Here is a 26,746-nt window from a genome sequence, read left to right as displayed (position 1 = left end):
CTTGACAATAATATTATACGCGACGACGTTTTGGCGGACGGCAACCGTTATGAGGTACTGGAGTAACGTCTCTAATAGCTGTTACTTCTAAACCTGCTGATTGCAATGCACGGATAGCTGATTCACGGCCTGGACCAGGTCCTTTTACTGTTACTTCTACAGATTTTAAGCCATGTTCCATAGCTGCTTTTGAAGCAGTTTCTGAAGCCATTTGTGCTGCGAATGGTGTAGATTTTTTAGAACCTTTGAAACCAAGCGCACCTGCTGATGACCATGATAATGCGTTACCAAATTCATCAGTGATTGTTACGATTGTATTGTTGAAAGTTGAACGAATGTGAGCCACACCGTTTTCAACATTCTTTTTCACTCTGCGTTTACGAGATACTTGTTTACGTGCCATTAATATTTTCCTCCTTTACCTATTATTTTTTCTTGTTAGCTACAGTTTTAACTGGGCCTTTACGTGTACGAGCATTGTTTTTAGTTTTTTGACCGCGAACTGGTAAGCCACGACGGTGACGGATACCACGGTAAGATGAGATTTCCATTAAACGTTTGATGTTTAAGTTTTGCTCACGACGTAAGTCACCTTCTACTTTGTAGCTGTCTACAACTTCACGAAGACGACCTAATTCATCGTCAGTTAATTCGTTAGTACGAGTTTGTGGAGAAACTCCAGCTTCTGCTACGATTTTTTCAGCAGTTGATTTACCAATACCGTAAATATAAGTTAATGAAATTACAACGCGTTTTTCGCGTGGAATATCGACTCCTGCAATACGTGCCATATTATTTTACACCTCTCTTTTATTAACCTTGTCTTTGTTTGTGTTTCGGATTTTCACAAATGATCATTACTTTACCTTTACGTTTAATGACTTTACATTTTTCGCAAATAGGTTTTACTGATGGTCTTACTTTCATTTTAATACCTCCCTGTAATAATGGAGTGACGAATTATTTATAACGATAAGTGATTCTTCCGCGAGTTAAATCATACGGAGACATTTCTACTGTTACTTTGTCGCCAGGTAGAATACGAATATAATTCATTCTAATTTTACCACTCACATGTGCTAAAATTTCATGACCATTTTCTAATTCTACTTTAAACATTGCATTTGGTAAAGTATCTGTTACTGTACCTTCTAATTCAATTACATCTTGTTTTGCCATTAGAACAATTCCCCCTTTTGCATTATTAGTTAATGTCTATTGGAAAATGTTAGACATACTGCCCTTGTATCATTACGTTGAACAAAAATCGGGAATCATTATCGTTATGCTGTCACTCATAATTCGTTAGGCTGAGAGACAAACAATATCAGACTGCCTTCATTCAACATACAAGCAGCAATGTTGAATTACTTAAGATCTTCCAAGATATCGATAACTGAGCCAGTTACTTCTTGGATATCTTTAGAACCGTCAACGTTTTTCAAAACGCCTTCTTTATCATAGTATTCTAAGATAGGTTTAGACTGTTTTACGTTAACTTCTAAACGTTTTGCAACTGTTTCTGGATTGTCATCTTCACGTTGGTATAATTTACCGCCATCAAGATCACAAACACCATCCACTTTTGGAGGATTGAACACAAGATGATAAGTTGTTCCGCAAACTTCACAAACGCGACGTCCAGTCAAACGATTCATGAGTTCTTCTTCCGGAACTTCAATATTAATAACTGCATCAATCTTTCTGCCAAGTTCTGTCATGATTTTACTTAATGCTTCTGCTTGTTCAAGTGTACGTGGGAAACCATCTAATAAAAATCCTTTTTTCGCATCGTCTTCAGAAAGTCTTTCTTTAACGATACCCACAGTTACTTCATCAGGTACAAGTTCGCCGCGGTCCATATAAGACTTAGCTTCTTTACCTAATTCAGTTTCATCTTTGATAGCTTTTCTAAACATATCACCTGTAGATATATGCGGAATAGGGAATTTCTTAACAATTTCACTCGCTTGAGTTCCTTTACCTGCGCCAGGTAAACCCATTAAGATGATATTCATATTGCCCTCCTACAAATTATCTACCACCAAAGCCTTTATATTCTTTTTGGTTAACTTGTGCTTCCAAGCTCTTCATAGTTTCGATTGCAACACCGATAACGATCAATAAGCTTGTACCGCCGACTTGAATCGATTGCGGTAAGTTCATAAATTTAGTAGCAAGAATCGGTAAAATAGCGATAACTGCTAAGAAGATAGAACCTACAAAAGTTAAACGATATAAAACTTTGGTAATATACTTTTTAGTTTTTTCACCAGGTCTGATACCTGGTACATAACTGCCTTGTTTCTTAAGGTTGTCAGCCATTTTTTCTGGATTAACTTGAACAAATGCATAGAAATAAGTGAATGCAATGATCAAGATAATATAAATTACCATTCCGATGTTACTTGATGGATTGGCTGTATTGGCAATTTGCTGCGCCCAGTCAGCTTTAGGGAAGAACATTGTTAATGTTCTCGGTAACAAGAAGAATGCCATAGCAAAGATAACCGGGATAACCCCTGCTGAGTTAACTTTCAACGGCAAATACGTTGCATTTCGTCCTAAACGCTGAGCGGATTGTTTTTTCGCATATTGAATAGGTATCTTACGAACAGCTTGTAATACGTACACAGCACCCATTGTTAGTAAAATCAAACCAATAACTAGCCCTGCTACTTGCAACCATGCGATTGTTGTATCACTTTGCCCTACAAAGGCTTGTTGATAGAACTGAATCAGTGATGATGGCAAAGTAGACAAGATACCGGCGAAGATAATAATGGAAATACCATTACCTACACCATATTGTGTTATCTGTTCACCTAACCATAATAAGAAAGCTGTTCCTGCTGTTAATACAATTGCAATCAACAAATAACTCATAGGTGAAGGATCAACAATCAATGCACCTTTAAGATAGTTATTGAATTGGAATGCCATCCCTATTGATTGGATGAATGCCAAAAGTATCGCAAAATAGCGTGTAACGTTGTTTAGTTTCTTACGACCAACGTCACCTTGTTTGGCCCATTCTGTAAACTTAGGAACTATATCCATTTGCAATAACTGCATAACGATTGAAGCAGTGATGTAGGGCATAATACCCATTGCAAAAATGGAAAAGTTCTTCAAGGCTCCCCCACCGAATGTATTCAATAGATCAGTGACACCTTGAGAACCTTGTTGACTTTCAAACGCTGCTGGATTGACTCCAGGCGCTGGTATATAAGTACCTATTTTAAAAATAACTAGCATTGCGAGCGTAAAAAAGATCTTGTTTCGCACTTCTTTTGTTTTAAAGAAGTTTACGAATGTGTCAAACATTAGATCACCTCGTGTGCTCCACCTTTAGCATCAATTGCTTCAGCTGCAGATGCAGAGAATTTATGTGCTTTTACTGTTAATTTTTTCTCTAGAGAACCATTACCTAATACTTTGATACCCGCTTTTGCGTTTTTAACTACGCCTGTTTCGATTAAAAGTTCAGGAGTAACTTCTGTACCTTCTTCAAAACGGTTTAATTGGTCTAAATTCACAACTGCGTATTCTTTACGGTTGATGTTTGTGAAACCGCGTTTAGGGATACGACGGAATAATGGTAATTGACCACCTTCGAAACCTGGTCTTACTTTACCACCTGAACGTGCTTTTTGACCTTTTTGACCACGTCCACTTGTTTTACCATTACCTGTAGCAGCACCACGACCTACGCGGTTGCGTTCTTTACGTGATCCTTCTGCTGGATGTAAATCATGTAATTTCATTACGGCACCTCCTTATATATTATCTAATTATGCGTCTAATTCTTCAACTTTTAGCAAGTGACTTACTTTGTTCACTTGTCCACGGATAGCTGGGTTGTCTTCTACAACTACTGTAGAGTTAGTTTTTTTCAAACCTAATGCTTCAACAGTTTTACGTTGTGTTTCTGGACGACCAATAACACTACGTGTGAGGGTAATTTGTAATTTAGCCATTATTCATTTTCCCTCCTTAATTGTATAATTCTTCTACTGATTTGCCGCGTAATTTCGCAACTTCTTCAGCACTTTTTAGATTTTCTAAACCATTGATTGTAGCACGAACCATGTTAATTGGTGTGTTAGAACCTAATGACTTACTTAAGATATCAGTGATACCTGCTAACTCTAATACGGCACGAACTGGTCCACCGGCGATAACCCCAGTACCAGGTGCTGCTGGTTTCAATAATACACTTCCTGAACCGAAACGGCCAGTGATTGTGTGTGGTGTTGTACCTTCAACACGGTTTACAGATACTAATTCTTTTTTAGCAGCTTCTACCGCTTTTTTGATCGCTTCTGGTACCTCTTGTGCTTTACCTGTACCGAATCCAACACGACCATTTTTGTCTCCAACTACTACTAATGCAGTGAAACGGAAACGACGTCCACCTTTTACAACTTTCGCAACACGGTTAATCGTAACAACGCGTTCTTCAAATTCTTTGTTTTCTTCATCTCTGCGAGCCATTATTTGTCCCTCCTTTTATGATTAAAATTCTAAGCCATTTTCACGTGCTGCATCTGCTAATGCTTTAACACGTCCATGGTATAAGTAACCTCCACGGTCGAAGACGATTGCAGTGATACCTTTATCAACTGCTTTCTTAGCGATTACTTCGCCCACTTTGGCTGATAATTCAACTTTTGAACCAGTTTCATTTTCGAAATCTTTATCTTGAGTTGATGCTTGAGCTAAAGTTACGCCTTTAGTATCATCAATGATTTGTGCATAGATGTGTTTGTTAGAACGATATACGTTTAAACGTGGTTCTTCAGAAGTACCAGTTAAGTTAGTACGTACACGTGCATGTCTTTTTAAGCGTACTTTATTTTTATCAATTTTGCTGATCATGCTTTATTCTCCTTTCTTTAGAGAGTTATTTATTATTTACCAGTTTTACCTTCTTTACGACGAACATATTCGCCTTGGTAACGGATACCTTTACCTTTATAAGGTTCTGGTGGTCTTACGGCACGGATTTTAGATGCTGTAGCACCAACTAATTCTTTAGAAATACCTTCAACTTTAACTGTTGTGTTTTTCTCAACTGTAAATGTGATACCATCTTCTGGTTTGAATTCAACTGGGTGAGAGTAACCAACGTTAAGTACTAAGTTGCTACCTTGCAATTGTGCACGGTAACCAACACCGATAAGTTCTAAAGTTTTTTCGAAACCTTTAGCTACACCTTGTACCATATTGTTAATTAACGCACGAGTTGTTCCATGAACTGTTCTGTCTTTTTGAGAATCAGATGGACGTACAACTTCTAATGTGTTGTCTTCTAATTTGTAAGTCATGCTAGGATCCATAGTACGTGATAATTCACCTTTAGGACCTTTTACTGTAACTGTATTACCTTTGATGTCTACTGTAACATCGCTAGGAATTTCAATAATTTTCTTACCTACACGGCTCATTTACGGGCACCTCCTTAATTATTTATTACCAAACGTATGCTAATACTTCTCCGCCTACGTTACGTTTTCTTGCTTCTCTGTCAGTTACGATACCTTCAGAAGTTGAAACTAATGCTATACCTAAACCGTTTAATACTTTAGGTACTTCGTCAGCTTTAGCATAGACACGTAAACCTGGTTTAGAAATACGTTTTAAGCCTGTGATAACGCGTTCGTTGTTTTGACCATATTTAAGGAATAAACGTAAAACACCTTGTTTATCATCTTCTACGAACTCAACGTTTTTAATGAAACCTTCGTTTTTAAGGATTTCAGCAATTTGTTTTTTAATATTTGACGCAGGCAACTCGATTTTTTCATGACGCACCATGTTTGCGTTTCTTACACGAGTTAGCATATCTGCGATTGGATCTGACATTGTCATAGATTGTTGCCTCCTTTCAAGACTCTCTTTAATTACCAGCTAGCTTTACGAACGCCAGGGATTTGGCCTTTATAAGCTAATTCACGGAAACAGATACGGCATAATTTAAATTTGCGGTATACAGAATGTGGGCGTCCACAGCGTTCACAACGAGTGTATTCGCGCACTGGGAATTTTTGCTTTTTAGCTTGTTTTACAACCATTGATTTTTTAGCCACTTAATTAGCCTCCTTTATATTAGAGCTTACTTTTGAAATGGCATACCGAATTGAGTTAACAATGCACGGGCTTCTTCGTCAGTGTTAGCAGTTGTAACAATAACGATATCCATTCCTCTTACTTTACTTACTTTATCATAATCGATTTCTGGGAAAATTAATTGTTCTTTGATACCTAATGTGTAGTTACCGCGACCGTCGAATGCTTTTTTAGAAACACCGTGGAAGTCACGTACACGTGGTAATGATACTGAGATTAATTTATCAAGGAATTCATACATTCTTTCTCCGCGAAGAGTAACTTTTGCTCCGATTGGCATACCTTCACGTAAACGGAATGTTGCTACTGATTTTTTAGCTTTTGTGATTAATGGTTTTTGACCTGTAATTAATGTTAACTCTTCAACAGCGTTGTCTAATACTTTAGAGTTTTGAACAGCGTCACCTACACCCATGTTCACAACGATTTTATCGATTTTAGGTACTTCCATTACTGAACTATAGTTGAATTCTTTCATTAAGTTCTCAGTAACTTCTGTATTGAATTTTTCTTTTAAACGGCTCAAAGTGGATCCTCCTTTCAACTTGTTATTAATTATTAGATTTGATTTCTTCGCCTGATTTTTTAGCGATACGAACTTTTTTACCATCAACAAATTTGTAACCTACACGAGTTGGTTCATTTGTTTTTGGGTCCAATAATTGTACGTTAGAAACATGAATAGCTGCTTCAGTTTCTAAGATTCCACCTTCTGGATTAAATTGAGTCGGTTTTTGGTGCTTTTTAATGATGTTCACACCTTCCACAACGACACGGTCTTTTTTAGGTTCTGTTGCTTGTACAACACCTGTTTTACCTTTATCTTTACCTGAGATAACGATTACGTTGTCACCTTTTTTGATATGCATGTGGGCACCTCCTTAGATTTTATTTATTAAAATTATAGTACTTCTGGTGCTAATGAAATAATTTTCATGTAGTTGCTGTCACGTAATTCACGAGCTACTGGTCCGAAGATACGAGTACCGCGTGGACTCTTGTCGTCACGAATAACTACACATGCATTTTCATCAAATTTGATGTAAGAACCGTCTTTACGACGTACTCCTGATTTAGTACGTACTACAACAGCTTTAACAACTTCACCTTTTTTAACAACGCCTCCTGGTGTAGCATTTTTAACAGTACACACAATTACGTCGCCGATGTTCGCTGTTTTACGACCAGATCCGCCTAATACTTTGATTGTTAGAACTTCACGAGCACCTGAGTTGTCAGCTACTTTCAAGCGTGTTTCTTGTTGGATCATGAATTAAACCTCCCTTATCTTTAAAAGATTAAATAATAACTGATTCTTCAACAATTTCTACTAAACGAAAACGTTTTGTTGCTGATAAAGGACGAGTTTCTTGAATCTTAACGATGTCTCCTAATTTAGCTGAATTGTTTTCATCATGAGTTTTATATTTTTTAGAATATTTTACTCGTTTACCATATAATTTATGAGTTTTGTAAGTCTCTACAAGTACAGTTACAGTTTTATCCATTTTGTCTGATACGACTCTACCTACATAAACTTTACGATCATTTCTTTCGCTCACTTTTGTAACCTCCTCTTTCAATTATTATTGATTAGCCTTACTTTGTTCAATTTCTCTTTCACGAGCAACAGTTTTTAGACGTGCAATCGTTTTTCTTACTGTACGAATACGTGCAGTTTCCTCTAATTGTCCTGTAGCTAACTGAAAGCGTAGGTTAAAAAGTTCTTCTTTTGAAGATTTGATTTGCTCTTCGATTTCTGAAGTGGTTAAGTCTCTAATTTCCTTAGCTTTCATTTGATTCACCACCCAATTCTTCACGTTTTACAAACTTAGATTTAACTGGAAGTTTGTGACTTGCTAAACGTAATGCTTCGCGTGCAACTTCTTCTGACACGCCTGCAACTTCAAATAAGATTCTACCTGGTTTAACTACTGCGATCCAGCCTTCTACTGCACCTTTACCAGCACCCATACGTACTTCTAAAGGTTTTTTAGTATATGGTGTATGAGGGAAGATTTTAATCCAAACTTTCCCGCCACGTTTCATATAACGAGTCATCGCAATACGAGCAGATTCGATTTGACGAGATGTGATCCAAGAAGTTGTAGTAGCTTGTAATCCATACTCACCAAATGTTACAAAGTTACCGCCTTTAGAACGTCCTTTTGTGTTTGGACGATGTTGACGACGATATTTAACGCGTTTTGGTAGCAACATTATTATTTTCCTCCTTCACTATTGTTCTTAGTAGGAAGAACTTCTCCACGATAGATCCATACTTTAACTCCAAGTTTACCGTATGTTGTATCAGCTTCAGCATGTGCGTAGTCAATGTCAGCACGTAATGTGTGAAGTGGAACAGTTCCTTCTGAATATTGTTCAGCACGAGCGATGTCAGCTCCGCCTAAACGACCTGAAACTTGAGTTTTAACACCTAAAGCTCCTAGTTTCATAGCTCTTTGAATAGCTTGTTTTTGTACACGACGGAATGATGCACGATTTTCTAATTGACGAGCGATGTTCTCAGCAACTAAACGAGCATCTAAATCAACTTTTTTGATTTCGATCACGTTAATGTGTACACGTTTGTTAGTTAAGTTATTTAATTTGTTACGAAGTTTTTCAATTTCTGAACCGCCTTTACCAATTACCATACCTGGTTTACCAGTGTGGATTGCAATATTGATACGGTTAGCAGCACGTTCGATTTCTACGTGAGAAACTGATGCTTCTTTTAATTCGTTATCGATGAACTTACGGATTTTTAAATCTTCATGTAATAAAGTAGCGAAATCTTTTTCAGCATACCATTTAGCGTCCCAATCACGGATAACACCAACACGAAGTCCGATTGGATTAATTTTTTGACCCACAGTATTCCCTCCTTAGATAGTTTATTAAGCTTCTTTAGCTTCTTCTTTGCCGTCACTTACGACAATTGTAATGTGGCTTGTACGTTTGTTAATTGCACTTGCGCGTCCTTGAGCACGTGGACGGAAACGTTTTAAAGTTGGTCCTTCGTTAGCATATGCTTCTTTAACAACTAATTCATCTGTATTCATGTCATAGTTGTGCTCTGCATTAGCTAAAGCGGACATTAATAATTTTTCAACAACTGGTGATGATGCTTTGTTAGTTAATTTTAAAATAGCAACAGCTTCACCAACGTTTTTGCCTCTGATTAAGTCTAAAACTAATCTGACTTTACGAGGTGCGATTCTGATAGTTCTAGCAACCGCTTTTGCTTCCATTTGGTCTTCCTCCTCTACTTAATAGAAAGTATTTATCTTCTTGTTTTTTTGTCGTCTGCAGCATGTCCTTTGAATGTACGAGTTGGAGCAAATTCACCTAATTTGTGACCAACCATATCTTCAGTTACATAAACAGGTACATGTTTACGTCCATCGTATACTGCAAAAGTAATACCGATGAAGTTAGGGAAAATAGTTGAACGACGTGACCAAGTTTTAATCACAGTTTTTTTCTGATTACCTTCTTGCGCTTCCACTTTTTTCATCAAGTGGTCATCGACGAAAGGTCCTTTTTTAATACTACGAGCCATTATGGCGCCTCCCTTCTTATTATGTGCGTGCAGCGATTACGCCGCACACCCAAATAAGTTGTTATTATTTTCTTTTACGTCTACGTACGATAAGTTTATCTGATGATTTTTTACCGCGACGAGTTTTCTTACCAAGAGTTGGTTTACCCCATGGTGACATTGGTGATGGCATACCGATTGGAGCACGACCTTCACCACCACCGTGTGGGTGATCGTTAGGGTTCATTACAGAACCACGAACTGTTGGACGGATACCTTTCCAACGAGAACGTCCGGCTTTACCAACGTTAACAAGTTCATGTTGTAAGTTACCAACTTGACCTACTGTTGCACGGCAAGTTGAAAGGATCATACGAACCTCACCTGAGCGAAGTCTTACTAATACGTATTTACCTTCTTTACCAAGTACTTGAGCACTTGCACCTGCTGAACGAGCGATTTGTCCGCCACGGCCAGGTTTTAATTCGATATTGTGAACTACAGTACCTACTGGAATGTTAGCTAATGGTAAAGCGTTACCTACTTTAATGTCAGCTTCTTCACCATTTTCTACTGTTTGTCCTACAACCAAACCTTTTGGAGCGATGATGTAACGTTTTTCACCATCTGCATATACTAACAATGCAATGTTAGCTGAACGGTTTGGATCGTATTGGATAGAATCAACTTTTGCTGGGATTCCATCTTTGTTACGTTTGAAATCAATAACACGGTATTGACGTTTGTGTCCGCCACCATGATGGCGTACTGTCATTTTACCTTGGTTGTTGCGTCCCGCTTTTTTCGGTAGCGGTTGTAATAATGACTTTTCTGGAGTCGTTTTTGTGATTTCAGCGAAATCCAATGAAGTCATATTACGACGACCATTTGTAATCGGCTTATAATGTTTAAGAGCCATTGTCGCTTACCTCCTTATTGGTAATTTTATTTTTTAGTTGAATAGATCGATTGATCCTTCTTTAAGTGTAACGATCGCTTTGCGTCTTCTGTTTGTATAGCCTTGGTAACGGCCCATACGTTTTTTCTTAGCTTTGTAGTTGACGATATTTACTTTGTCTACTTTAACATCGAAAATTTCTTCAACTGCAATTTTAACTTGTGTTTTATTCGCACGTGTATCTACATCAAAAGTGTATTTGTCTTCAGCCATTGCTTCTGAAGATTTTTCTGTGATTACGGGGCGCTTAAGAACGTCTCTTGCTTCCATTATCCGAGCACCTCCTCAACTTTTTTAGCAGCTGCTTCTGTAATTAATACACTGTCAGCGCTAGTGATGTCTAATACGTTTAAACCAGTTACAGTAGTGATTTGAACACCAGGAATGTTACGTGCTGATAATTCAACATTTACATCTTCTGATTCAGTAACTACTAAAACTTTTTTAGGTAATTCTAAGTTTGATAATACTTTAGTGAATTCTTTAGTTTTTGGTGCTTCTAAACCGAAAGCATCAATAATTTTGAATTCATTTTCTTGTACTTTGAAAGATAATGCAGAACGTAATGCTAAACGACGCATTTTCTTAGGCATTTTGTATGCATAGCTTCTTGGAGTCGGTCCGAATACGATACCGCCACCACGCCATTGTGGAGCACGGATAGTACCTTGACGCGCACGTCCTGTACCTTTTTGTCTCCATGGTTTACGTCCACCGCCGCGTACTGCTGAACGGTTTTTAACCGAATGCGTACCTTGGCGTAATGAAGCACGTTGTAAGTTAATTGCTTCGAAAAGAACATCTTTGTTTGGTTCAATTGCGAATACAGCATCGCTTAATTCAACTGAACCTGCTTTTGATCCGTCTACTTTTAATACATCATAATTTGCCATTATGCATTTTCCTCCTTTCGTTAATTAATTATTTGTTACCTTTTTTAATTGAAGTTTTGATTTCTACTAATCCTTTTTTAGGACCAGGCACATTACCTTTAACTAAGATAACGTTGTTTTCTGTATCGATTTGTACAACTTCTAAGTTTTGTACTGTCACTGTGTTGCCACCCATACGGCCTGGCATTTTGTGACCTTTAAATACTTTAGATGCGTCAGATGCCATACCTACAGAACCTGGCGCTCTGTGGAAATGAGAACCGTGAGACATTGGTCCACGACCGTGGCCATGACGTTTAATATTACCTTGGAAACCTTTACCTTTAGATACTCCAGTTACGTCAATGATGTCCCCAGCTTCAAATGTATCAACTGAGACTTCTTGACCTACTTCGTATTCATCAACATTGATGTTTCTGAATTCACGAATGAAGCGCTTAGGAGCTGTGTCAGCTTTTTTAGCGTGACCTTCAGCTGGTTTATTAGCATATTTATTTGACTTGCTGTCTTTTTTGTATGCTTGTTTGTCTTCAAAACCTACTTGGATAGCGTTGTAACCGTCTACCTCTTCAGTTTTCTTTTGTAATACTACGTTTTGTCCTGCTTCTACTACAGTTACTGGGATTAAGTCTCCGTTTTCACCGAATACTTGTGTCATCCCGATTTTTCTTCCTAAGATTCCTTTGGTCATCGAAAGTCCACCTCCTATGATTTTCTATTATAATTTAATTTCGATGTCTACACCTGATGGTAAGTTTAAGCCCATAAGAGCATCAACAGTTTTTGGTGTAGGGTTAACAATGTCGATTAAACGTTTATGAGTACGTTGTTCGAATTGCTCACGAGAATCTTTGTACTTATGCACCGCACGGATGATAGTGTAAATTGATTTTTCAGTTGGTAATGGAATTGGTCCAGAAACTTCTGCACCAGAACGTTTTGCTGTTTCAACAATTTTCTCAGCTGATTGATCAATTACTCTGTGATCATAAGCTTTTAATCTGATTCTGATTTTTTGTTTTGCCATAATTTTCCCTCCTTATATCGTCTACATTTAGTGATAGACTTCTCCACGAAAACTATCTCACACAACGCCATGGCAAAGCGGCCGGGTGTGTCAGTAACCTTTCGCTTCATCGCGTATTCAAAGTCCAACATTAGATATGTTACACGAATCAGCGCTTAGTTGCAACCATTTCATGTAACTTTTTTTATGTTAGACTTTTTCTCTAACACATACCAGTATATTTTACTGCAAATGATTGCACACTTCAACCCGTATAAAGATTTTTTTCTCTAAGTCTTCATATTTTTTCAATCGACTCACATCCTATATAATAGTAAATGAATGGTGGTGATTAAAAGTGAAACATAGTACAAGAATCGCATTAATCATTATAAGCATTATCTTGCTGCTCTCTGAACTTTTATATGGTATTCCTTTCTTAGGAGGTTCTATCATCGTTTCATTTGGTTGGCAGCCATTAATCATTAATGCTTTCTTCTATTTATTACTCGTTATCGCATTATTAGCTGACAGCCAAAGTACAATTCGTCCTATGGTCATTATTCCTTTATTAGGAATCGCTGGTTCGTTTATCGCAATTGTTCCTTTTGTCGGAATGATTGTACATTGGATTTTATTCTTCTTAATGTTGTTCTTCTTGTTTATTGTCATGAGCACTCCTATTTATATGCCAAATCGAAATGCGAGAGCTGTTTATGATGAGCATGGACGTCGAATTAAATAAGTTATAGATAAATACCGGCAGATCTGTCGGTATCTTTTTATATTTACAAGTAATTTTATGAGTTTCTTCCTATTGTAATGTAAACGCTTCTATTTATATTTATTTTAGAAGTTAAAGGTGTTTGGATTATTAATTTTTAGAAGCGGGTATATTGATAGAGTTCATAATAACGATGAAACATATTGCTTTTTAACTATATTGAATAGAAATAAAGCATGATATAGATAAAAGGAGATAGAGATATGTATCAAGATTTAGAAAATAAAGTAGTTATTGTCACAGGTAGTGGCAGCGGAATTGGTAAAGCTTACGCTGAAGCGTTTGGTAAAGCAAAAGCGAAAGTTGTTTTAAATTACCGTTCTTCTAAACACGAACCTGAGTTAGAAAAACTCAAAAAAGAAATCGAAGATCACGGTGGACAAGCTTTACCAGTCCAAGGTGATGTTACAAACGAAGAAGATATCATCAACCTTGTAGAACAAGCCATCAAACATTTTGGCACTTTAGACATTATGATTAATAACGCTGGATTTGAAAATCCTGTTGCTTCTCATGAAATGTCTGTTGAAGAGTTCCAAAAAGCACTTGATGTTAACTTAACAGGTGCATTCATCGGTTCAAGAGAAGCTGTTAAATACTTCCTTAAAGAAGATAAAAAAGGAGTAATCATTAATACAGCGAGTGTGCATGACATCATTCCATGGCCTTACTATGTAAATTATTCAGCAAGTAAAGCTGGCCTAAAAAGTATGATGGAAACAATGTCTATGGAATATGCACAATACGGTATCCGCATTAATAACATTTCACCAGGTGCAGTCGTTACAGAGCATACGAAAGAGAAATTCTCTGATCCTGAAACACGTGAAGAAACTCTTAAAATGATTCCTGCAAGAGAAATTGGCGAAACAGAGCAAGTTGCTAACGTTGCTTTATTCTTAGCATCTGATGCAGCAAGTTATATTCACGGCACAACAATTTATGTTGATGGTGGTATGACGAATTACCCTGCATTCATGGGTGGTAAAGGTTAATATTATCTCTTACAGTAAGACACTTGCGAATTGTGCAAGTGTCTTTTTTTGATATATAAAAAAACAAGCCCATATCTCATGAGCTTGCTTAATCGTTTTATTTTAACCGTGTACGAATACGAAATATAAAATGAATAATACCATTAATACATACATAATTGGATGTACTTCTTTATGACGTTTCGTCACTAACATTGTAATTGGATAGAAGATGAAACCACATGCGATACCTGTCGCAATTGAATAAGATAGTGGCATCATAATAATCGTAATGAAAGCTGGAACAGCCAATTCAAATTTCTTCCAATCAATTTGTGATAAGTTTCCTGCCATTAATACCCCTACTACGATTAATGCTGGAGCTGTGACTGCACTCGTAACAACAGCCATTAATGGACTGAAGAATAATGCTAATAGGAAACAGACACCTGTTACAATACTCGCAAAACCAGTTCTTGCACCTACAGCAACACCCGATGTTGATTCAATGTATGAAGTCGTTGTTGTTGTACCGAAAATAGAACCTACGATTGTAGCGATAGAATCTGAGAATAACGCACGACCTGCACGAGGTAATTTATTATCTTTCATCATACCTGCTTGTGAAGCCACTGCCACTAATGTTCCTGCTGTATCAAAGAAATCAATGAACAAGAACGTTAAAATAACAATTAAAAATTGTACTGTAAATAATTGACCTGGGTCTTTAAATGCTTCAAATGCTGCACCGAATGTTGGCGCAATACTTGGAATCTTTCCTACTACTGCATGTGGCATTTGAATTAAACCAGTTAATAATCCGCCGGCTGACGTTAAAATCATACCGATAAAGATAGCACCCGGTACTTTTTTAGCATAAAGTACAACCGTTACGATGATACCAAATACTGCTAATAATACTTTACCGTCTGTAATATGGCCTAAAGTTACAAGCGTAGAATCATTATTCACAATAATACCTGCACCTTGTAAACCAACAAAGGTAATAAACAAACCGATACCCGCTGTTACAGCCATTTTCATCTCATACGGTATGGCGTTAATAATGGTCTCCCGGAGTCCTGTTACGGTTAATATCGCAAAGAAGATACCTGAACATAACACACCTGTTAAACCGATTTGCCATGGAATCCCCATTGTTAACACAACAGTAAATGCGAAGAATGCATTCAGTCCCATACCTGGTGCTAATGCGATTGGATATCTAGCAATGAGTCCCATAAATAATGAACCCACAAATGCAGCTAAGGCTGTCGCAACAAATACTGCGCCCTGATCCATCTTCATATCATCTGGGATACCTTTTACACCTGCTAAACTTAAAATCTGCGGGTTAACAGCTAATATGTAAGCCATAGATAAGAAAGTTGTTAAACCGCCTAAAATCTCACGACGATAATTCGTTTGATACTTATCAAATTGGAAATATTTTTTCACTTTAAAGTCTCCTTAAATGAAATACCTTAATATTCTAATCCCTATTCAAAGAAAATACAATGAAGATTTAAGAAAAAACCAAACAATTTTAATAGAAATTTGAAAAACACACTCATTTTCGAACGATTTCAACACTATATTTTTAAATATTGTTCGTTAAAATTCGTTAATGAGTGTGTCTTCTAATTAAAGTTTCAAATTCTTCAAAGCATCTTGGAATGGATTATTGTTCATTTCTTCTTTACCCATATATTTCTTCATCTCACGTTTAGATACTTTGCCTTTACCTTTATTCTTATGTCTTTGATCCATTTGTTCTTGTGTTTCAGAGTGACCGCAAACACAACGATATGTCGCTTTTTTACCTTTACCGAATAATGTCATTTTCTTATGACAGTTTGGACAACGTGCATTCGTTTTACGTTGTACATTTTTCTTTGTCTTACATGCTGGGTCTTGGCATACAAGCATTTGCCCATTTTTTGTTTTGACTTTAATCATGAATTTACCGCATGTCGGACATTCTGTAGTGGTCAAGTTATCATGTTTATATTTCTGTTCACTGTTTTTGATTTCATTCACAATAGTTTCAGTAAAATGTTTCATCTCTTTTATGAACTGACGTGCATCATATTTACCTTGTTCAATTTGCGTTAATTTTTCTTCCCATTCTGCTGTAAGCAATGGTGAAGTAAGTGATTGTGGTGCGAGTTCTAAAATTTGGCGTCCTTTAGACGTAACTTTAATATGACCATCTCTTGCTTCAATCGCATTCATATTAAACAACTTTTCGATTATATCTGCACGTGTTGCTACCGTACCAATACCGCCTGTTTGTTTCAGAGTTTGTGAATGTTTTTTATTTTTGAGTTCAAAGAACTTTTGAGGACTTTCCATTGCTTTTAACAATGTTCCCTCGTTAAAGTATGGCGGCGGTGTTGTTTCATGTTCTTGAATATGGAAACGTTGAACTTTATAAGTTGCACCTTGTTTAAATTGTATTGGTTCTGATTGGGTGGTTGATTCATTGCGTAATTGTTTGAAACCAAGTTGCAAGGTTACTTTATCTTGCAATTCAAAGGTCTGCTTACCGACCTTCAAGATAACTTTGACCGCTTCATACTCATACGGCGGCAACAAGTTCTCTATAAATCGTTCTGCAATCATTAAATAGACCTTTTGTTCACGTTGACTCAAATCATTCATGTTAGGACGAATTTCTGTTGGAATAATCGCATGATGATCTGATACCTTCTGATTATTTACGATACCCATTTTAGCACTGAACTGTTTATTGACTAATGGACGCACCGCTTCTTTATACTCAGTCGCAAGCAATGCTTGTAAACGTTCTTTAAATGTTTCTACCATATCATCCGTTAAATAGTTCGAATCCGTTCTTGGATACGTAACCAACTTATGACGTTCATATAAGTTTTGAAGTGTATTCAGTGTTTCTTTCGCACCCATACGATAACGTTGATAAGCTTCTTGTTGTAAATCAGTTAAACTGAACAACTTCGCAGGATACTGTTTCTTTCGCTTTGAAGCTACTGATTCAACAGTTCCCGTTTGTTGTTCTAATTGTTGAACCATATCTGTTAATACTTGTTTGTCATAGATACGTTGTTTTGAAATCAACTTAAAGTTTTGTCCGTCCACTTGTGCTTCTAACGTATAATATTTAGATGGTCTAAAATGTCTGATTTCATCTTGGCGCATTTGAACAAGTTGAATCGTCGGTGTTTGAACACGACCTAATGATAACTGTGCATCATACTTCGTTGTTAATGCGCGCGTCGCATTAATCCCAACAATCCAGTCTGCCTCACTACGTGCTAATGCTGCACGATATAATGGCAAGTATGCTTTACCATCTTTTAAATGTTTGAACCCGTTACGAATCGCTTTGGCTGTAATCGAACTGATCCATAAACGTTTAATCGGTTTTTTATTATGCACTTTATCTAAAATCAAACGTGCAACGAGCTCCCCTTCTCTTCCAGCATCAGTCGCAATGATAATTTCTTTAACTACATCTTTTAACATCAATGATTTGACTGTATTGAATTGTTTCTTTGTTTTTGGGATAACGACTGTTTTCATATATTTTGGGATAATTGGCAGTTCTTGCAAGTCCCATGTTTTAAACTTCGAATCATATTGTTCTGGAGTTGCATTCGTTACCAGATGACCTAAAGCCCATGTCACAATATATTGATTGTTTTCAAAATAGCCATTGCGCTTTTGATGTACATTCAATGCGTTCGCAATATCACGGGCCACAGAAGGTTTCTCTGCTAGAATTAATGATTTCATCTTCATTTTCCTTTCTCAAAATCGTATTTCTATTGTAACATGATTTATTGTGCTTGTTTCTCGTACCTTTGCTTTTATCTCAACACAAAACAAAGTATAATAAATAAAAAGGTGTTCTTTATATAACAACCAAGGAGGTTCTTATGAAAGCCGTTAAAATTGAAGCTGTTCAAGACATCCAAAGTTTTATTCACCAAGCCGATACATCCTATTGTTCCTATATTTATAAGCTTCACGAAAAAAACGTTTCATTGACACAAAGTATTGAGGCTTTAAAACAAGACACAGGCGTCTACGTGCTCATTGACGAAAGTGACAAAGTCCGTATGCTGATGGGTGGATTCTCCTATGATACTAACCATTTTAAAATGGTTGGGCCGTTCATCAATTCAAATGATCAATTAGATGCGCAAGCTTTTAAAAGCCTTTTTGAAACTTTAATTGCAGATCAACCTGATCAATCTCATTTCAATTTTTCATTTGATATTACAGACGACTATAAAAGTTCATTGATGAAATCCATTGATGCACACTATACGTTCACTGACTATTATCTTTCAACTGATCACACAATTGAAACAAGTCCTGCGGCTGAACGTCAAATCATTCCATATCACAAAGCTTTTTTCGCACATTTCGATCGCTTACATCAGAAAAACTTCCGTCGTGAAGCAATGTCTGCTTCTGAAATTGTCAATACACTAGATGAGAACAATCATTTATTCTTTTTTGTCAGCGAAGGTATTTTAAAAGGCTACTTATATCTGCAAGTCAAACCTGATAAAAATAAAGCAGAAATTAAATATTTCTCATCTCATACGGATTATCGTTATGAAGGAATTGCTTTTAATTTATTAAGTCATGCGATTAACTTCGCTTTTAAATACGATGATATTAATAAAGTCTATTTCAAAATACGTAGTAAAAATGATCAATTAGTAGACCGCTTCAGTGAACTCGGTTTCGACATTCGTTCAGAACGTAAAAAATTCAAATATATCAAATAATATAAGCGTTTGTTATGAGATTAACCTTCATAGCAAACGTTTTATTTTCCATTTATTTGTCTTTGTTTTATTCTTATTTTATTAAGGGGTAAGTTTAAATATAGAAAGGAAAAGATAGAAGATGGATTTACTTATCGCATTACTGCCTGCCCTCTTTTGGGGTAGTGTTGTTTTAATTAACGTTCTTGTTGGAGGCGGACCTTACAATCAAATCCGAGGCACGACACTCGGCGCATTGATTGTAGGTATTGTTCTCTTATTAACAGGACATTCTAGTTTTGAACCTAAAGTCATTATTGTCGGTTTGATCTCTGGTGCATTCTGGGCATTAGGTCAAGGTTACCAATTACGCTCTGTTGATTTAATCGGTGTTTCTAAAACTATGCCGATTTCTACAGGAATGCAGCTGGTTGGTACTACATTATTCAGCGCAATATTCCTAGGGGAATGGAGTACAGGAACACAAGTCGTTTTAGGTCTATTAGCGATGATTTTATTAGTGGGCGGTATCGCATTGACTTCACTTAAAGGTAAAAATGAATCGAGCGAAGGCCAATCTAAATTAGGTAAAGCAATTGTGATTTTATTAATTTCAACAGTCGGCTATGTCGTATATGTGGTTGTGGCACAAATCTTTAGCGTTAATGGCCTAGATGCCTTATTCTTCCAATCAATTGGTATGGCAATCGGTGGTTTCTTATTATCAGCGAAACACCAAACGTCTACACGCTATACGTTACGTAACCTGTTACCAGGTGTGATTTGGGCCATTGGTAACTTATTCTTGTTCTACTCACAACCTAAAGTCGGCGTCGCAACAAGTTTCTCATTCTCACAATTACTAGTAATCGTTTCAACACTCGGCGGTATCTTTATACTGAAAGAACGTAAAGATAAACGTCAAATGCTTGGAATTACTGCAGGGATTGTATTAATTGTCGTCGCAGCTTTCATTCTCGGCGGATTAAAGGCATAATGACTTTCTAATAAAATATTGAAGAAGATAATAGAAATATTAAAGGGATTGTCAGCCACTTAAGTAATGGTTGACAATCCCTTTTTTATTATACGAAAAACATTTGGAAGTAATAGAGTATGACGATACTGATCACAATCGTCATGTTGGTGGTCATGCCAATCAAAGGCAATGTACGGTATTGGAATTGAATGGAGTAAGGTATGACCGCAACGCCGATTGGCAACAACCAAATGACCATTAAAGTCGTTTTTATCATTTGGTCAGAGACTGGTAAAAAGAAATAAACGAGTAAGCCCGCTATGAGTCCAAAGCCATAATGAATGGCCAAATATTTCAAGGCAATCGGTAAATAACGACGTTCTACTCTAAAGTTCAACATTAAACCTAAGAGAATCATAGATAACGGCATATTCGCTTGTGCCAATACATCTAAGAAATTAATAACAGGATCTGGTAAATGCAGGTTACTCATATTTAAACCAAACATCATCAAATAAGTCATCAATGGAATAGAACGTAATAAATTCAATATAAGGAATCTAAGATTAAAAGTATTATTTCCGCTGCTGCTGAAATAATTGCCTATAAAATAAGTGATACCGAACATGACAATCGCACCGCCGATATCTGCCATACCGAAATAAATCATGCCGACTTTCGGCCAAATCGCTTGTACCAGCGGGTAAGCAAATAAGCCGATATTCAGTGATGCCATCATCATGCCGATGGTACCTCGCATCTCATTGTCATATTTTAAGAAAAAGCTGATAGCGATAACTTTCGCAATGATACCGTAAATGACCATCATAACCGGTAATACAGATAGTGAAATATCCAGTTCAGCTTTGTTTAAATTGACGATGACTAATGCAGGTAACGTCACATTCAGCACTAATTTAGCCAGTACTTGGTTATCTTCTTCTTTTAAAATATTGATACGTTTGAGTAAATACCCAAGCGCAATCAATATAACAATGACTGCGAATTTGCCTGTCATAAGTCACCCTTCTTTCTCTATTATCATTGAGACATTCATTCGTCATGAAATGTCATTTCTCGGTAATTACATCTCTAATCTTTCCATGATATACTATTATTATTGATAATAAAAATCAATAAGGTGGTGTATCTTTTGGATTTAGAAAGTCAATTAGCAGAATTAAAACAAGATTACGTACGTCTGCAAGACGATTTGGAAAAGCGTGAATCAACAGGTCAAGAAGTCGATCCATTGATTAAACAGCTTGAACAAATCGAACATGAAATCGCACACGTCCGTTCACAAATAAAACAGCAATAAAATCGACATCTTGAATAGAAACACGCCATGATTCAACGTGTTTTGCGATTATCAGAAAGGAAGTACACGCGATGCAACTCTATCTATTATTACTACCCGTTTTGTATTTATTTGTAAGTTATATCAGTATTTATAAAATGAATACAATCTACAGTAGTGTTTTACGCATGGTCATGGGTGGATTACTCATCCTTATTGTCGCAATGATTAACTTAACAGTTCCTCCAGTAGCATGGTGGGAGTTTGCGGTCATTGTGATGCTTGTAGGTAATGTGGAGATTACAGCCTTCAAGTATTCAAAAGGCGATCAAAAAGGTGTCTTCTTATTAAATGTGATGACCCTTTTAATTTTCGTGATCAGTACTATTTTAACATTTGTATTATATTAAGAAAGAAAAGCCCCTCAGCTGCGTATTATACGAGCTGAGGGGCTTGTTTGATTAGCTATTTAAATTTTAAACTTAATTCTCTTTTTTACGTTTTGAGCTAAACATATGTGTTACTTTATCTTTCAGCGTAAATAGAATTTCATAAATAACTGGTACTACTATCAGTGTAAGAATAGTAGAAGAAACCAATCCGCCTATTACAGTTGCGGCTAAACCTTTGGAAATCAAGATAGAGCTGTCTTGTCCGAATAACATCGGTACAAGTGCGCCAATTGTCGCAAGTGCTGTCATTAAGATTGGACGTATTCTCGTTCCGCCCGCTTCTAACAACGCTTCTTTCATTTCCATACCTTTATGCTCATTATTGATAACTCGGTCTATGAGTACAATCGCATTGGTTACGACAATACCTATTAACATTAAGACCCCGATCATACTTGGTACAGAAAGTGTTTCTCCTGTGAATACTAAAGCTAACACCACACCAATCACAATGTATGGAAGTGAGAATAGGATGGTAAATGGTGCTAAGCCGCCTTTGAATGTTAATACGAGTACAAGATAGACAATTACAACTGCCGCAATCATTGCTAGACTTAATTGCGTCATCGCTCTATTAATGTCATCTGTCGCACCGCCTGAATTGATTTTAACATTCGCTGGTTTATCGACTTTATTTACTTTATCCATCACTTTCGTTGAAATACCGCCGACATCTTTACCGCTGATTTTACCTGTTACAGTTGTAGTATAGTCGCCATCTTCTTTAATCAACTTACTTGGTGTTTGTGTTGATTTTAATGTTGCGATATCTTTCAGTTGAACCATTTCTCCTGTCGGTGTCGGAATTTCAAGATTATTTAATTTCTCTTTGGTCCAGTTCGTTTGTTTTTCTTTTTCAACTTTTACATCGACTTTATGACCTTTTTCATTAATCGTTGTCAGTGTTGTTTCTGGAATGTTTTGATTTAAGCCCATCGCTAATTGACCCGCTGACAAGCCTTTTTCAGTTGCTTTGTTTTTATCAACATCAATTGTGTATTGGTCATAGACTTCAGTTAAATCGGATTTAACGTTCACTACACCTGATGTTTGTTTCATTTTATCTTCGATTGCTTTCACTGTGTCTTTGATTTCATGACCTGATGGACCAGATACTTTGACTTCAATTTCATTATTGCCGCCACCAGTACCCATGTCTAAGTATTTCCATTCGCCTTCTTGTTTAAAGCCTGCGATATGTTTTAATACTCTGTCTGGTTCTGTATCAAAGTTTTTCGTATCACTCGCATATTCAATCATCACAGCCATATTGTTTGTACTGCCTGTCGGATCAATTGGTGATGCGCCACCTAGTGAATACTGAACTTTCTTCACTTTATCTTTACTGTTAAGATATTTTTGAACTTGTTCAGCATTTTTTAGTACTTGTTCTTTTGTTTCACCAGGTTTTGGTGTATAAGTCAACGCCATGAATTTATCTTCACCTGTGGAAATAAAGCTCGTTCCTATTTTCGCAGCACCTAATCCGATACTGCCGATTAAAATAACAGTAGTTATAATTAAGACAATCCATTTATGGTTTAACGACCAATTCAATACTTTTTTGTATCCTCTGCCTACTGCACCTAACGAACGTTGACGTTTTTGTTTGATACCATTTTTAAAGAACGTTGAAGCTAATGCCGGCACAATAGTGATAGACACTAGTAATGACGCTAATAAACTAAATGTAATTGCGAGTGCGAATGGTCTGAACATCTCACCGACTGAACCAGCCACAAAGACTAATGGTAAGAAGACGACAATCGTTACAAGCGTAGAAGACATAATCGGTTTGAATACTTCAGCTGTCGCGCTGATAACCAAGTTGTCTCCGCTCTCTCGTTCTTTCGGATCGGACATCCGTCTGTATATATTCTCAATAACAACAATAGAGTCATCAATTACACGTCCGATTGCGACGGTTAATGCACCTAAAGTCAAGATGTTCAATGAGACATCTGATAACTTCAAGGCAATCATCGCAATTAATAACGACATTGGAATTGAAACGACTGAAATTGCTGTTGTTCTGATATTACGTAAGAATAATAAGATGACAATAATCGCAACTATCGTACCAAGAATCGCTTTTTCAAGCATTGTATAAATAGAATCTTGGATTGGTTTTGCGGTATCCATAATCTTAGTTTGTGTTAAATCTTTATTATCTTTCACAAACGCTTTAATTTTCGCATCTGTATCTTTTTTCACTTGAACAGTATTGGCATCTTGTGCTTTTACGATTTGAACATCAATCGCATCTTTACCGTTCGTTCTGGAGATTGACTCACGTTCTTGTCCGATTTTAACATCGGCGATATCTGAAAGTTTCACCATGTCATTACTTTGTGGTCCTTGTGAACCTTGTGACATCATTGAACTTTCATCTGACCCAGATTGGCCTTGTTCTCCTTGTGCTGCGCTGACAGGAATTACAAAGTTTTTCAATGCATCTGCTGAAGTGAATTCTCCATTCACTACAATGGATTTTTCTTTTTTACCGAATTGGAATAAACCTAAAGGTGTTTTGCCAGAAGCATTTTTAATATAGTCCTCCACACCTTTAGCACTCATACCACGTTTTTGTAATTCGCTTTGTTTGAATTTAATCGTTGCTTGACGTGCAGTTTGACCGTTCATTTGTACATTTTGAACACCGTCAACAGTTTCTAATTTCGGAATGAGTTGTTTCTCAATCGCTTTCGTCGCTTTCTCTAAATTTCCATTTTTATCTGAAAATGAATAAACAACTACAGGGAATGCATTCATACTATTCCTCATTAATTCAGGTTCCCTTGCATCCTCCGTGAGTTTAAGTTTATCAATTTCTTTCTTTAATGCTTCTTCAGCCTTATCCATATCTGTACCATCTTCATAGCTGACTTGGACCATAGAAACATTTTCTAACGATTGGCTTTTGACATTTTCGACATGCGCCATGCCTCTGATCTGATTATCTATTTTATCACTGATATCCTCTTGCACTGTCTGAGGTGTGGCACCCGGTAAGACAGTATTGACAGATATCATCGGTTCTTCTACATCAGGCAATAATTCTAAACGCATTTTTACACTGGAATAGACACCGCCCAAGATGACTAATACAACCATTAAAAATACAGCGAATTTATTGCCTAAAGAGAACTTCAGCAAACGATTAATCATGCGCTCTTTCCTCCTCATTTCTCGTTACTTTAAATTTAACACACCCCGCCTTAAAAGGTCGTTGATTTCACTCAACATTTTAGGTTTTTCCAAGAAAAAAGATTGAGACCAATATTAGTCTCAACCCCTTTATCTATACTTATGAAAATATGTTGTCTAACTGTATTATTTTCTGCCTTTTATTTTGCGAGAAACTTTGATTTTAGCTTTTGTTAATGCTGGTTTTGCTTTTTCAATCATATAATACAATGGTTTATTTAATACATAATCAAACTCACCGATTTTTTCACTTAAATACGTACCCCATGTTTTCTTAAATGCCCATAAACCATAATGTTCTGAGTCTTTATCCGGGTCGTTATCTGTACCGCCGAAATCATATGTTGTAGCGCCTTTTTCACGCGCATAACGCATCATTTCAAACTGCATATGATGGTTCGGCAAGAAATCACGATAATCATTTGAAGATGCACCATATAAGTAATATGATTTGTGGCCACAGAACATAAGCAGTGCGCCTGATAAATAAACACCTTCTGGCTCACGTTGGTATAGTTCTTCCATTTGATCGATTAATTTTTGGTTACGCGCAATTTTAGCTTCAGCATCTTTGATTTTATTCAACGTCTTTTTATCTTGTTTCTTTTGTTTCAGACGTTCAATATCTTGTTCAACTTCTGCATTTTCACCTTTTAACTCTGCCAATACAGGTTTCGGTTCTAATTTAACCAAGAATAACTCTGCGTCGCCGTCAGGATGTAATGCATCGTAAATATTTTCAAAGTAGCTGATATCACGTGTTAAGAAACCATCACGTTCCCCAGTAATACGCATCAAGTCTGCGAAGATTTTAAGTTGATCGCGACCTGCACGTTCTACTTTCGTTCCACGTTTTAATGATAAACGTACTTTTGAACGGTTACGACGTTCAAAGCTTTGAATCAATTCATCATCTGTTTTATCAATCGGTGTAATCATTGTCATACGTGGTTGAATGTAATCTTTTGATAAGCCTTCTTTGAATCCTTTATGTTTGAATCCTAATTGTCTTAAATTACCTAAAGCATCCCCTGCTTTATCCACTTCTACATCTGGATCGATTTTAATCGCATAGGCTTTTTCATCTTCAACAATTTCTTTTGTGTATTGAAGGAGGGCTTCGATGACTGCTTTATCATCATAATCTGCGACGAACCCTCTAGAGACATAACAAAGTGTATAAGGTAGTTTCGGTATTTTCTTGAATAATAATTGACCGACACCTTTAACTTTTCCATCTTCACCTACTGCGACACGTCTAGAGTACCAACCAGTCAGCTTTTTCGTTTCTGCCCATTGTGTGAGTTGAAGCAAATCACCATTGGGATGAGATTTAACAAATGCATCATGTTCTTGGTTCGTGATATTCATCTTTTCCATAAAATAAAAATCTCCTTTATTTTCCTTACACTATCTACTTATTATACAATGAAACTAAGTGACTTTCATGTCGTATCCTCACGTAACCCTATAAACTATAAAGATTCAGAGGTGAAAAGTGTGAGAAATATCTTTTTAATTATCATGATTATTTTAAATATCATTGTGATTAGTATAACATTAGTCAACCATGTTCAAATAGACAATCTCAGCTTGCGTGTATTCTTTACCGCATTTTCTATAGTAACTGCTGTTTATCTTGTCTTATTGCGTAAATCACGTGTTGATATGTGGCTAGCAATTATCTTATTCTTAATCGCTTTAACTTATGCGATTATGATTGCGAACGCAGTTTATCATTATGTGTACTAAAT

Annotated in this window: 39 protein-coding genes; 7 read left to right on the top strand and 32 right to left on the bottom strand. The window is 36.6% G+C overall.

Annotation, left to right across the window (positions count from 1 at the left end; genetic code table 11):
• Window positions 1-13: 13 nt before the first annotated feature.
• The 27 genes from rpsK to rpsJ form a co-directional block, all read right to left on the bottom strand.
• A complete protein-coding gene (rpsK, locus tag HMPREF3270_RS03975) occupies window positions 14-403 on the bottom strand; it encodes a 30S ribosomal protein S11 (protein WP_002479548.1) in 390 nt (129 codons plus the stop codon).
• A gap of 22 nt (window positions 404-425) precedes the next feature.
• On the bottom strand, window positions 426-791 hold the full coding sequence (gene rpsM / locus HMPREF3270_RS03970) for a 30S ribosomal protein S13 (protein ID WP_002479549.1): 366 nt from the start codon (window positions 789-791) through the stop codon (window positions 426-428).
• Between the two features lie 22 nt (window positions 792-813).
• The gene (gene rpmJ / locus HMPREF3270_RS03965) at window positions 814-927 is read right to left on the bottom strand and encodes a 50S ribosomal protein L36 (RefSeq protein WP_002479550.1); all 114 of its coding nucleotides are present in this window, start codon (window positions 925-927) and stop codon (window positions 814-816) included.
• A 33-nt stretch (window positions 928-960) separates the two neighbouring features.
• Window positions 961-1,179, bottom strand: coding sequence for a translation initiation factor IF-1 (gene infA / locus HMPREF3270_RS03960; RefSeq protein ID WP_002479551.1), 219 nt, complete (start codon window positions 1,177-1,179; stop codon window positions 961-963).
• A 188-nt stretch (window positions 1,180-1,367) separates the two neighbouring features.
• Window positions 1,368-2,018 carry an adenylate kinase gene (locus HMPREF3270_RS03955; protein WP_002479552.1) on the bottom strand — a complete coding sequence of 217 codons (651 nt, stop codon included), beginning with the start codon at window positions 2,016-2,018 and terminating at the stop codon, window positions 1,368-1,370.
• 16 nt (window positions 2,019-2,034) lie between these two features.
• A complete protein-coding gene (secY, locus tag HMPREF3270_RS03950; protein WP_002479553.1) occupies window positions 2,035-3,327 on the bottom strand; it encodes a preprotein translocase subunit SecY in 1,293 nt (430 codons plus the stop codon).
• A complete protein-coding gene (gene rplO / locus HMPREF3270_RS03945; RefSeq protein WP_002479554.1) occupies window positions 3,327-3,767 on the bottom strand; it encodes a 50S ribosomal protein L15 in 441 nt (146 codons plus the stop codon). Before rplO ends, secY begins: the two co-directional genes overlap by 1 nt.
• Before the next feature lie 27 nt (window positions 3,768-3,794).
• Window positions 3,795-3,980, bottom strand: coding sequence for a 50S ribosomal protein L30 (rpmD, locus tag HMPREF3270_RS03940; RefSeq protein WP_002479555.1), 186 nt, complete (start codon window positions 3,978-3,980; stop codon window positions 3,795-3,797).
• A gap of 16 nt (window positions 3,981-3,996) precedes the next feature.
• Window positions 3,997-4,497 (bottom strand): 30S ribosomal protein S5, encoded by a 501-nt coding sequence (gene rpsE, locus HMPREF3270_RS03935; protein WP_002479556.1) that lies wholly within the window; start codon window positions 4,495-4,497, stop codon window positions 3,997-3,999.
• 21 nt (window positions 4,498-4,518) lie between these two features.
• Complete coding sequence (rplR, locus tag HMPREF3270_RS03930) at window positions 4,519-4,881, bottom strand: 50S ribosomal protein L18 (RefSeq protein WP_070867171.1); 363 nt, start codon at window positions 4,879-4,881, stop codon at window positions 4,519-4,521.
• A 32-nt stretch (window positions 4,882-4,913) separates the two neighbouring features.
• The gene (gene rplF, locus HMPREF3270_RS03925; RefSeq protein ID WP_002479558.1) at window positions 4,914-5,450 is read right to left on the bottom strand and encodes a 50S ribosomal protein L6; all 537 of its coding nucleotides are present in this window, start codon (window positions 5,448-5,450) and stop codon (window positions 4,914-4,916) included.
• A gap of 25 nt (window positions 5,451-5,475) precedes the next feature.
• Window positions 5,476-5,874, bottom strand: a complete 399-nt coding sequence (rpsH, locus tag HMPREF3270_RS03920) for a 30S ribosomal protein S8 (protein ID WP_002479559.1) — start codon at window positions 5,872-5,874, stop codon at window positions 5,476-5,478.
• A 32-nt stretch (window positions 5,875-5,906) separates the two neighbouring features.
• Window positions 5,907-6,092, bottom strand: coding sequence for a type Z 30S ribosomal protein S14 (locus HMPREF3270_RS03915; protein ID WP_002479560.1), 186 nt, complete (start codon window positions 6,090-6,092; stop codon window positions 5,907-5,909).
• Window positions 6,093-6,118: 26 nt separating this feature from the next.
• Window positions 6,119-6,658, bottom strand: coding sequence for a 50S ribosomal protein L5 (gene rplE, locus HMPREF3270_RS03910; RefSeq protein ID WP_002479561.1), 540 nt, complete (start codon window positions 6,656-6,658; stop codon window positions 6,119-6,121).
• Window positions 6,659-6,683: 25 nt separating this feature from the next.
• Complete coding sequence (rplX, locus tag HMPREF3270_RS03905) at window positions 6,684-7,001, bottom strand: 50S ribosomal protein L24 (protein ID WP_002479562.1); 318 nt, start codon at window positions 6,999-7,001, stop codon at window positions 6,684-6,686.
• A gap of 32 nt (window positions 7,002-7,033) precedes the next feature.
• Window positions 7,034-7,402 (bottom strand): 50S ribosomal protein L14, encoded by a 369-nt coding sequence (gene rplN / locus HMPREF3270_RS03900; protein WP_002479563.1) that lies wholly within the window; start codon window positions 7,400-7,402, stop codon window positions 7,034-7,036.
• A 28-nt stretch (window positions 7,403-7,430) separates the two neighbouring features.
• On the bottom strand, window positions 7,431-7,694 hold the full coding sequence (rpsQ, locus tag HMPREF3270_RS03895) for a 30S ribosomal protein S17 (RefSeq protein ID WP_001829723.1): 264 nt from the start codon (window positions 7,692-7,694) through the stop codon (window positions 7,431-7,433).
• Between the two features lie 24 nt (window positions 7,695-7,718).
• Entirely contained in the window at window positions 7,719-7,928 is a 210-nt protein-coding gene (gene rpmC / locus HMPREF3270_RS03890) for a 50S ribosomal protein L29 (RefSeq protein WP_000644737.1), read from the bottom strand.
• Window positions 7,918-8,352 carry a 50S ribosomal protein L16 gene (gene rplP / locus HMPREF3270_RS03885; RefSeq protein WP_002479564.1) on the bottom strand — a complete coding sequence of 145 codons (435 nt, stop codon included), beginning with the start codon at window positions 8,350-8,352 and terminating at the stop codon, window positions 7,918-7,920. Before rplP ends, rpmC begins: the two co-directional genes overlap by 11 nt.
• A 2-nt stretch (window positions 8,353-8,354) precedes the next feature.
• On the bottom strand, window positions 8,355-9,008 hold the full coding sequence (gene rpsC / locus HMPREF3270_RS03880) for a 30S ribosomal protein S3 (RefSeq protein ID WP_002479565.1): 654 nt from the start codon (window positions 9,006-9,008) through the stop codon (window positions 8,355-8,357).
• A gap of 24 nt (window positions 9,009-9,032) precedes the next feature.
• A complete protein-coding gene (rplV, locus tag HMPREF3270_RS03875; RefSeq protein WP_002479566.1) occupies window positions 9,033-9,386 on the bottom strand; it encodes a 50S ribosomal protein L22 in 354 nt (117 codons plus the stop codon).
• Between the two features lie 32 nt (window positions 9,387-9,418).
• Window positions 9,419-9,697: a 30S ribosomal protein S19 gene (gene rpsS, locus HMPREF3270_RS03870; protein ID WP_002479567.1), complete on the bottom strand. Its 279-nt coding sequence runs from the start codon at window positions 9,695-9,697 to the stop codon at window positions 9,419-9,421.
• A gap of 64 nt (window positions 9,698-9,761) precedes the next feature.
• Complete coding sequence (gene rplB, locus HMPREF3270_RS03865; RefSeq protein ID WP_002479568.1) at window positions 9,762-10,595, bottom strand: 50S ribosomal protein L2; 834 nt, start codon at window positions 10,593-10,595, stop codon at window positions 9,762-9,764.
• A gap of 33 nt (window positions 10,596-10,628) precedes the next feature.
• A complete protein-coding gene (gene rplW / locus HMPREF3270_RS03860) occupies window positions 10,629-10,904 on the bottom strand; it encodes a 50S ribosomal protein L23 (protein ID WP_002479569.1) in 276 nt (91 codons plus the stop codon).
• Window positions 10,904-11,527, bottom strand: coding sequence for a 50S ribosomal protein L4 (gene rplD / locus HMPREF3270_RS03855; protein WP_002479570.1), 624 nt, complete (start codon window positions 11,525-11,527; stop codon window positions 10,904-10,906). The genes rplW and rplD overlap by 1 nt, the downstream gene beginning before the upstream one ends.
• Window positions 11,528-11,555: 28 nt before the next feature.
• A complete protein-coding gene (gene rplC / locus HMPREF3270_RS03850; protein ID WP_023014975.1) occupies window positions 11,556-12,218 on the bottom strand; it encodes a 50S ribosomal protein L3 in 663 nt (220 codons plus the stop codon).
• 27 nt (window positions 12,219-12,245) lie between these two features.
• On the bottom strand, window positions 12,246-12,554 hold the full coding sequence (gene rpsJ / locus HMPREF3270_RS03845) for a 30S ribosomal protein S10 (protein ID WP_002479572.1): 309 nt from the start codon (window positions 12,552-12,554) through the stop codon (window positions 12,246-12,248).
• 337 nt (window positions 12,555-12,891) lie between these two features.
• Here rpsJ and HMPREF3270_RS03840 point away from each other — a divergent pair, with 337 nt between their 5' ends.
• Complete coding sequence (locus HMPREF3270_RS03840) at window positions 12,892-13,278, top strand: hypothetical protein (RefSeq protein ID WP_002479573.1); 387 nt, start codon at window positions 12,892-12,894, stop codon at window positions 13,276-13,278.
• A gap of 242 nt (window positions 13,279-13,520) precedes the next feature.
• Entirely contained in the window at window positions 13,521-14,312 is a 792-nt protein-coding gene (locus HMPREF3270_RS03835; protein ID WP_002479574.1) for a glucose 1-dehydrogenase, read from the top strand.
• 102 nt (window positions 14,313-14,414) lie between these two features.
• Here HMPREF3270_RS03835 and HMPREF3270_RS03830 read toward each other — a convergent pair whose 3' ends face one another.
• Window positions 14,415-15,749, bottom strand: a complete 1,335-nt coding sequence (locus HMPREF3270_RS03830) for an NCS2 family permease (protein WP_002479575.1) — start codon at window positions 15,747-15,749, stop codon at window positions 14,415-14,417.
• Window positions 15,750-15,935: 186 nt separating this feature from the next.
• Window positions 15,936-18,068: a DNA topoisomerase III gene (locus tag HMPREF3270_RS03825; protein ID WP_070848000.1), complete on the bottom strand. Its 2,133-nt coding sequence runs from the start codon at window positions 18,066-18,068 to the stop codon at window positions 15,936-15,938.
• 143 nt (window positions 18,069-18,211) lie between these two features.
• Between HMPREF3270_RS03825 and HMPREF3270_RS03820 the strand changes: the two genes are divergently transcribed.
• Window positions 18,212-19,075: a GNAT family N-acetyltransferase gene (locus tag HMPREF3270_RS03820; protein ID WP_070847997.1), complete on the top strand. Its 864-nt coding sequence runs from the start codon at window positions 18,212-18,214 to the stop codon at window positions 19,073-19,075.
• Window positions 19,076-19,196: 121 nt separating this feature from the next.
• Window positions 19,197-20,051, top strand: a complete 855-nt coding sequence (locus HMPREF3270_RS03815; protein ID WP_002479578.1) for a GRP family sugar transporter — start codon at window positions 19,197-19,199, stop codon at window positions 20,049-20,051.
• Between the two features lie 88 nt (window positions 20,052-20,139).
• Here HMPREF3270_RS03815 and HMPREF3270_RS03810 read toward each other — a convergent pair whose 3' ends face one another.
• Window positions 20,140-21,051, bottom strand: coding sequence for an AEC family transporter (locus tag HMPREF3270_RS03810; protein ID WP_002479579.1), 912 nt, complete (start codon window positions 21,049-21,051; stop codon window positions 20,140-20,142).
• Window positions 21,052-21,186: 135 nt separating this feature from the next.
• On the opposite strand from HMPREF3270_RS03810, the gene HMPREF3270_RS13910 reads away from it, so the two are divergent.
• Together HMPREF3270_RS13910 and mspA are read left to right on the top strand one after the other, a co-directional pair.
• A complete protein-coding gene (locus tag HMPREF3270_RS13910) occupies window positions 21,187-21,354 on the top strand; it encodes an SE1832 family protein (protein ID WP_002479580.1) in 168 nt (55 codons plus the stop codon).
• Between the two features lie 71 nt (window positions 21,355-21,425).
• The gene (gene mspA, locus HMPREF3270_RS03805) at window positions 21,426-21,743 is read left to right on the top strand and encodes a membrane stabilizing protein MspA (protein ID WP_002479581.1); all 318 of its coding nucleotides are present in this window, start codon (window positions 21,426-21,428) and stop codon (window positions 21,741-21,743) included.
• Between the two features lie 72 nt (window positions 21,744-21,815).
• On the opposite strand, the gene HMPREF3270_RS03800 is transcribed toward mspA, so the two are convergent.
• Both HMPREF3270_RS03800 and HMPREF3270_RS03795 read right to left on the bottom strand, forming a co-directional pair.
• On the bottom strand, window positions 21,816-24,953 hold the full coding sequence (locus tag HMPREF3270_RS03800; protein ID WP_070847995.1) for an efflux RND transporter permease subunit: 3,138 nt from the start codon (window positions 24,951-24,953) through the stop codon (window positions 21,816-21,818).
• Window positions 24,954-25,118: 165 nt separating this feature from the next.
• Complete coding sequence (locus tag HMPREF3270_RS03795) at window positions 25,119-26,372, bottom strand: lipid II:glycine glycyltransferase FemX (protein WP_070847993.1); 1,254 nt, start codon at window positions 26,370-26,372, stop codon at window positions 25,119-25,121.
• 120 nt (window positions 26,373-26,492) lie between these two features.
• On the opposite strand from HMPREF3270_RS03795, the gene HMPREF3270_RS03790 reads away from it, so the two are divergent.
• Window positions 26,493-26,744, top strand: coding sequence for a hypothetical protein (locus HMPREF3270_RS03790; protein WP_023014982.1), 252 nt, complete (start codon window positions 26,493-26,495; stop codon window positions 26,742-26,744).
• Window positions 26,745-26,746 lie beyond the last annotated feature (2 nt).

This window comes from Staphylococcus sp. HMSC65H10, assembly GCF_001839185.1.
In the GTDB taxonomy this organism is placed as follows: domain Bacteria; phylum Bacillota; class Bacilli; order Staphylococcales; family Staphylococcaceae; genus Staphylococcus; species Staphylococcus simulans.
Note: the sequence above shows the minus strand (reverse complement) of the source record. Positions and strands in the feature narration are given on the sequence as shown.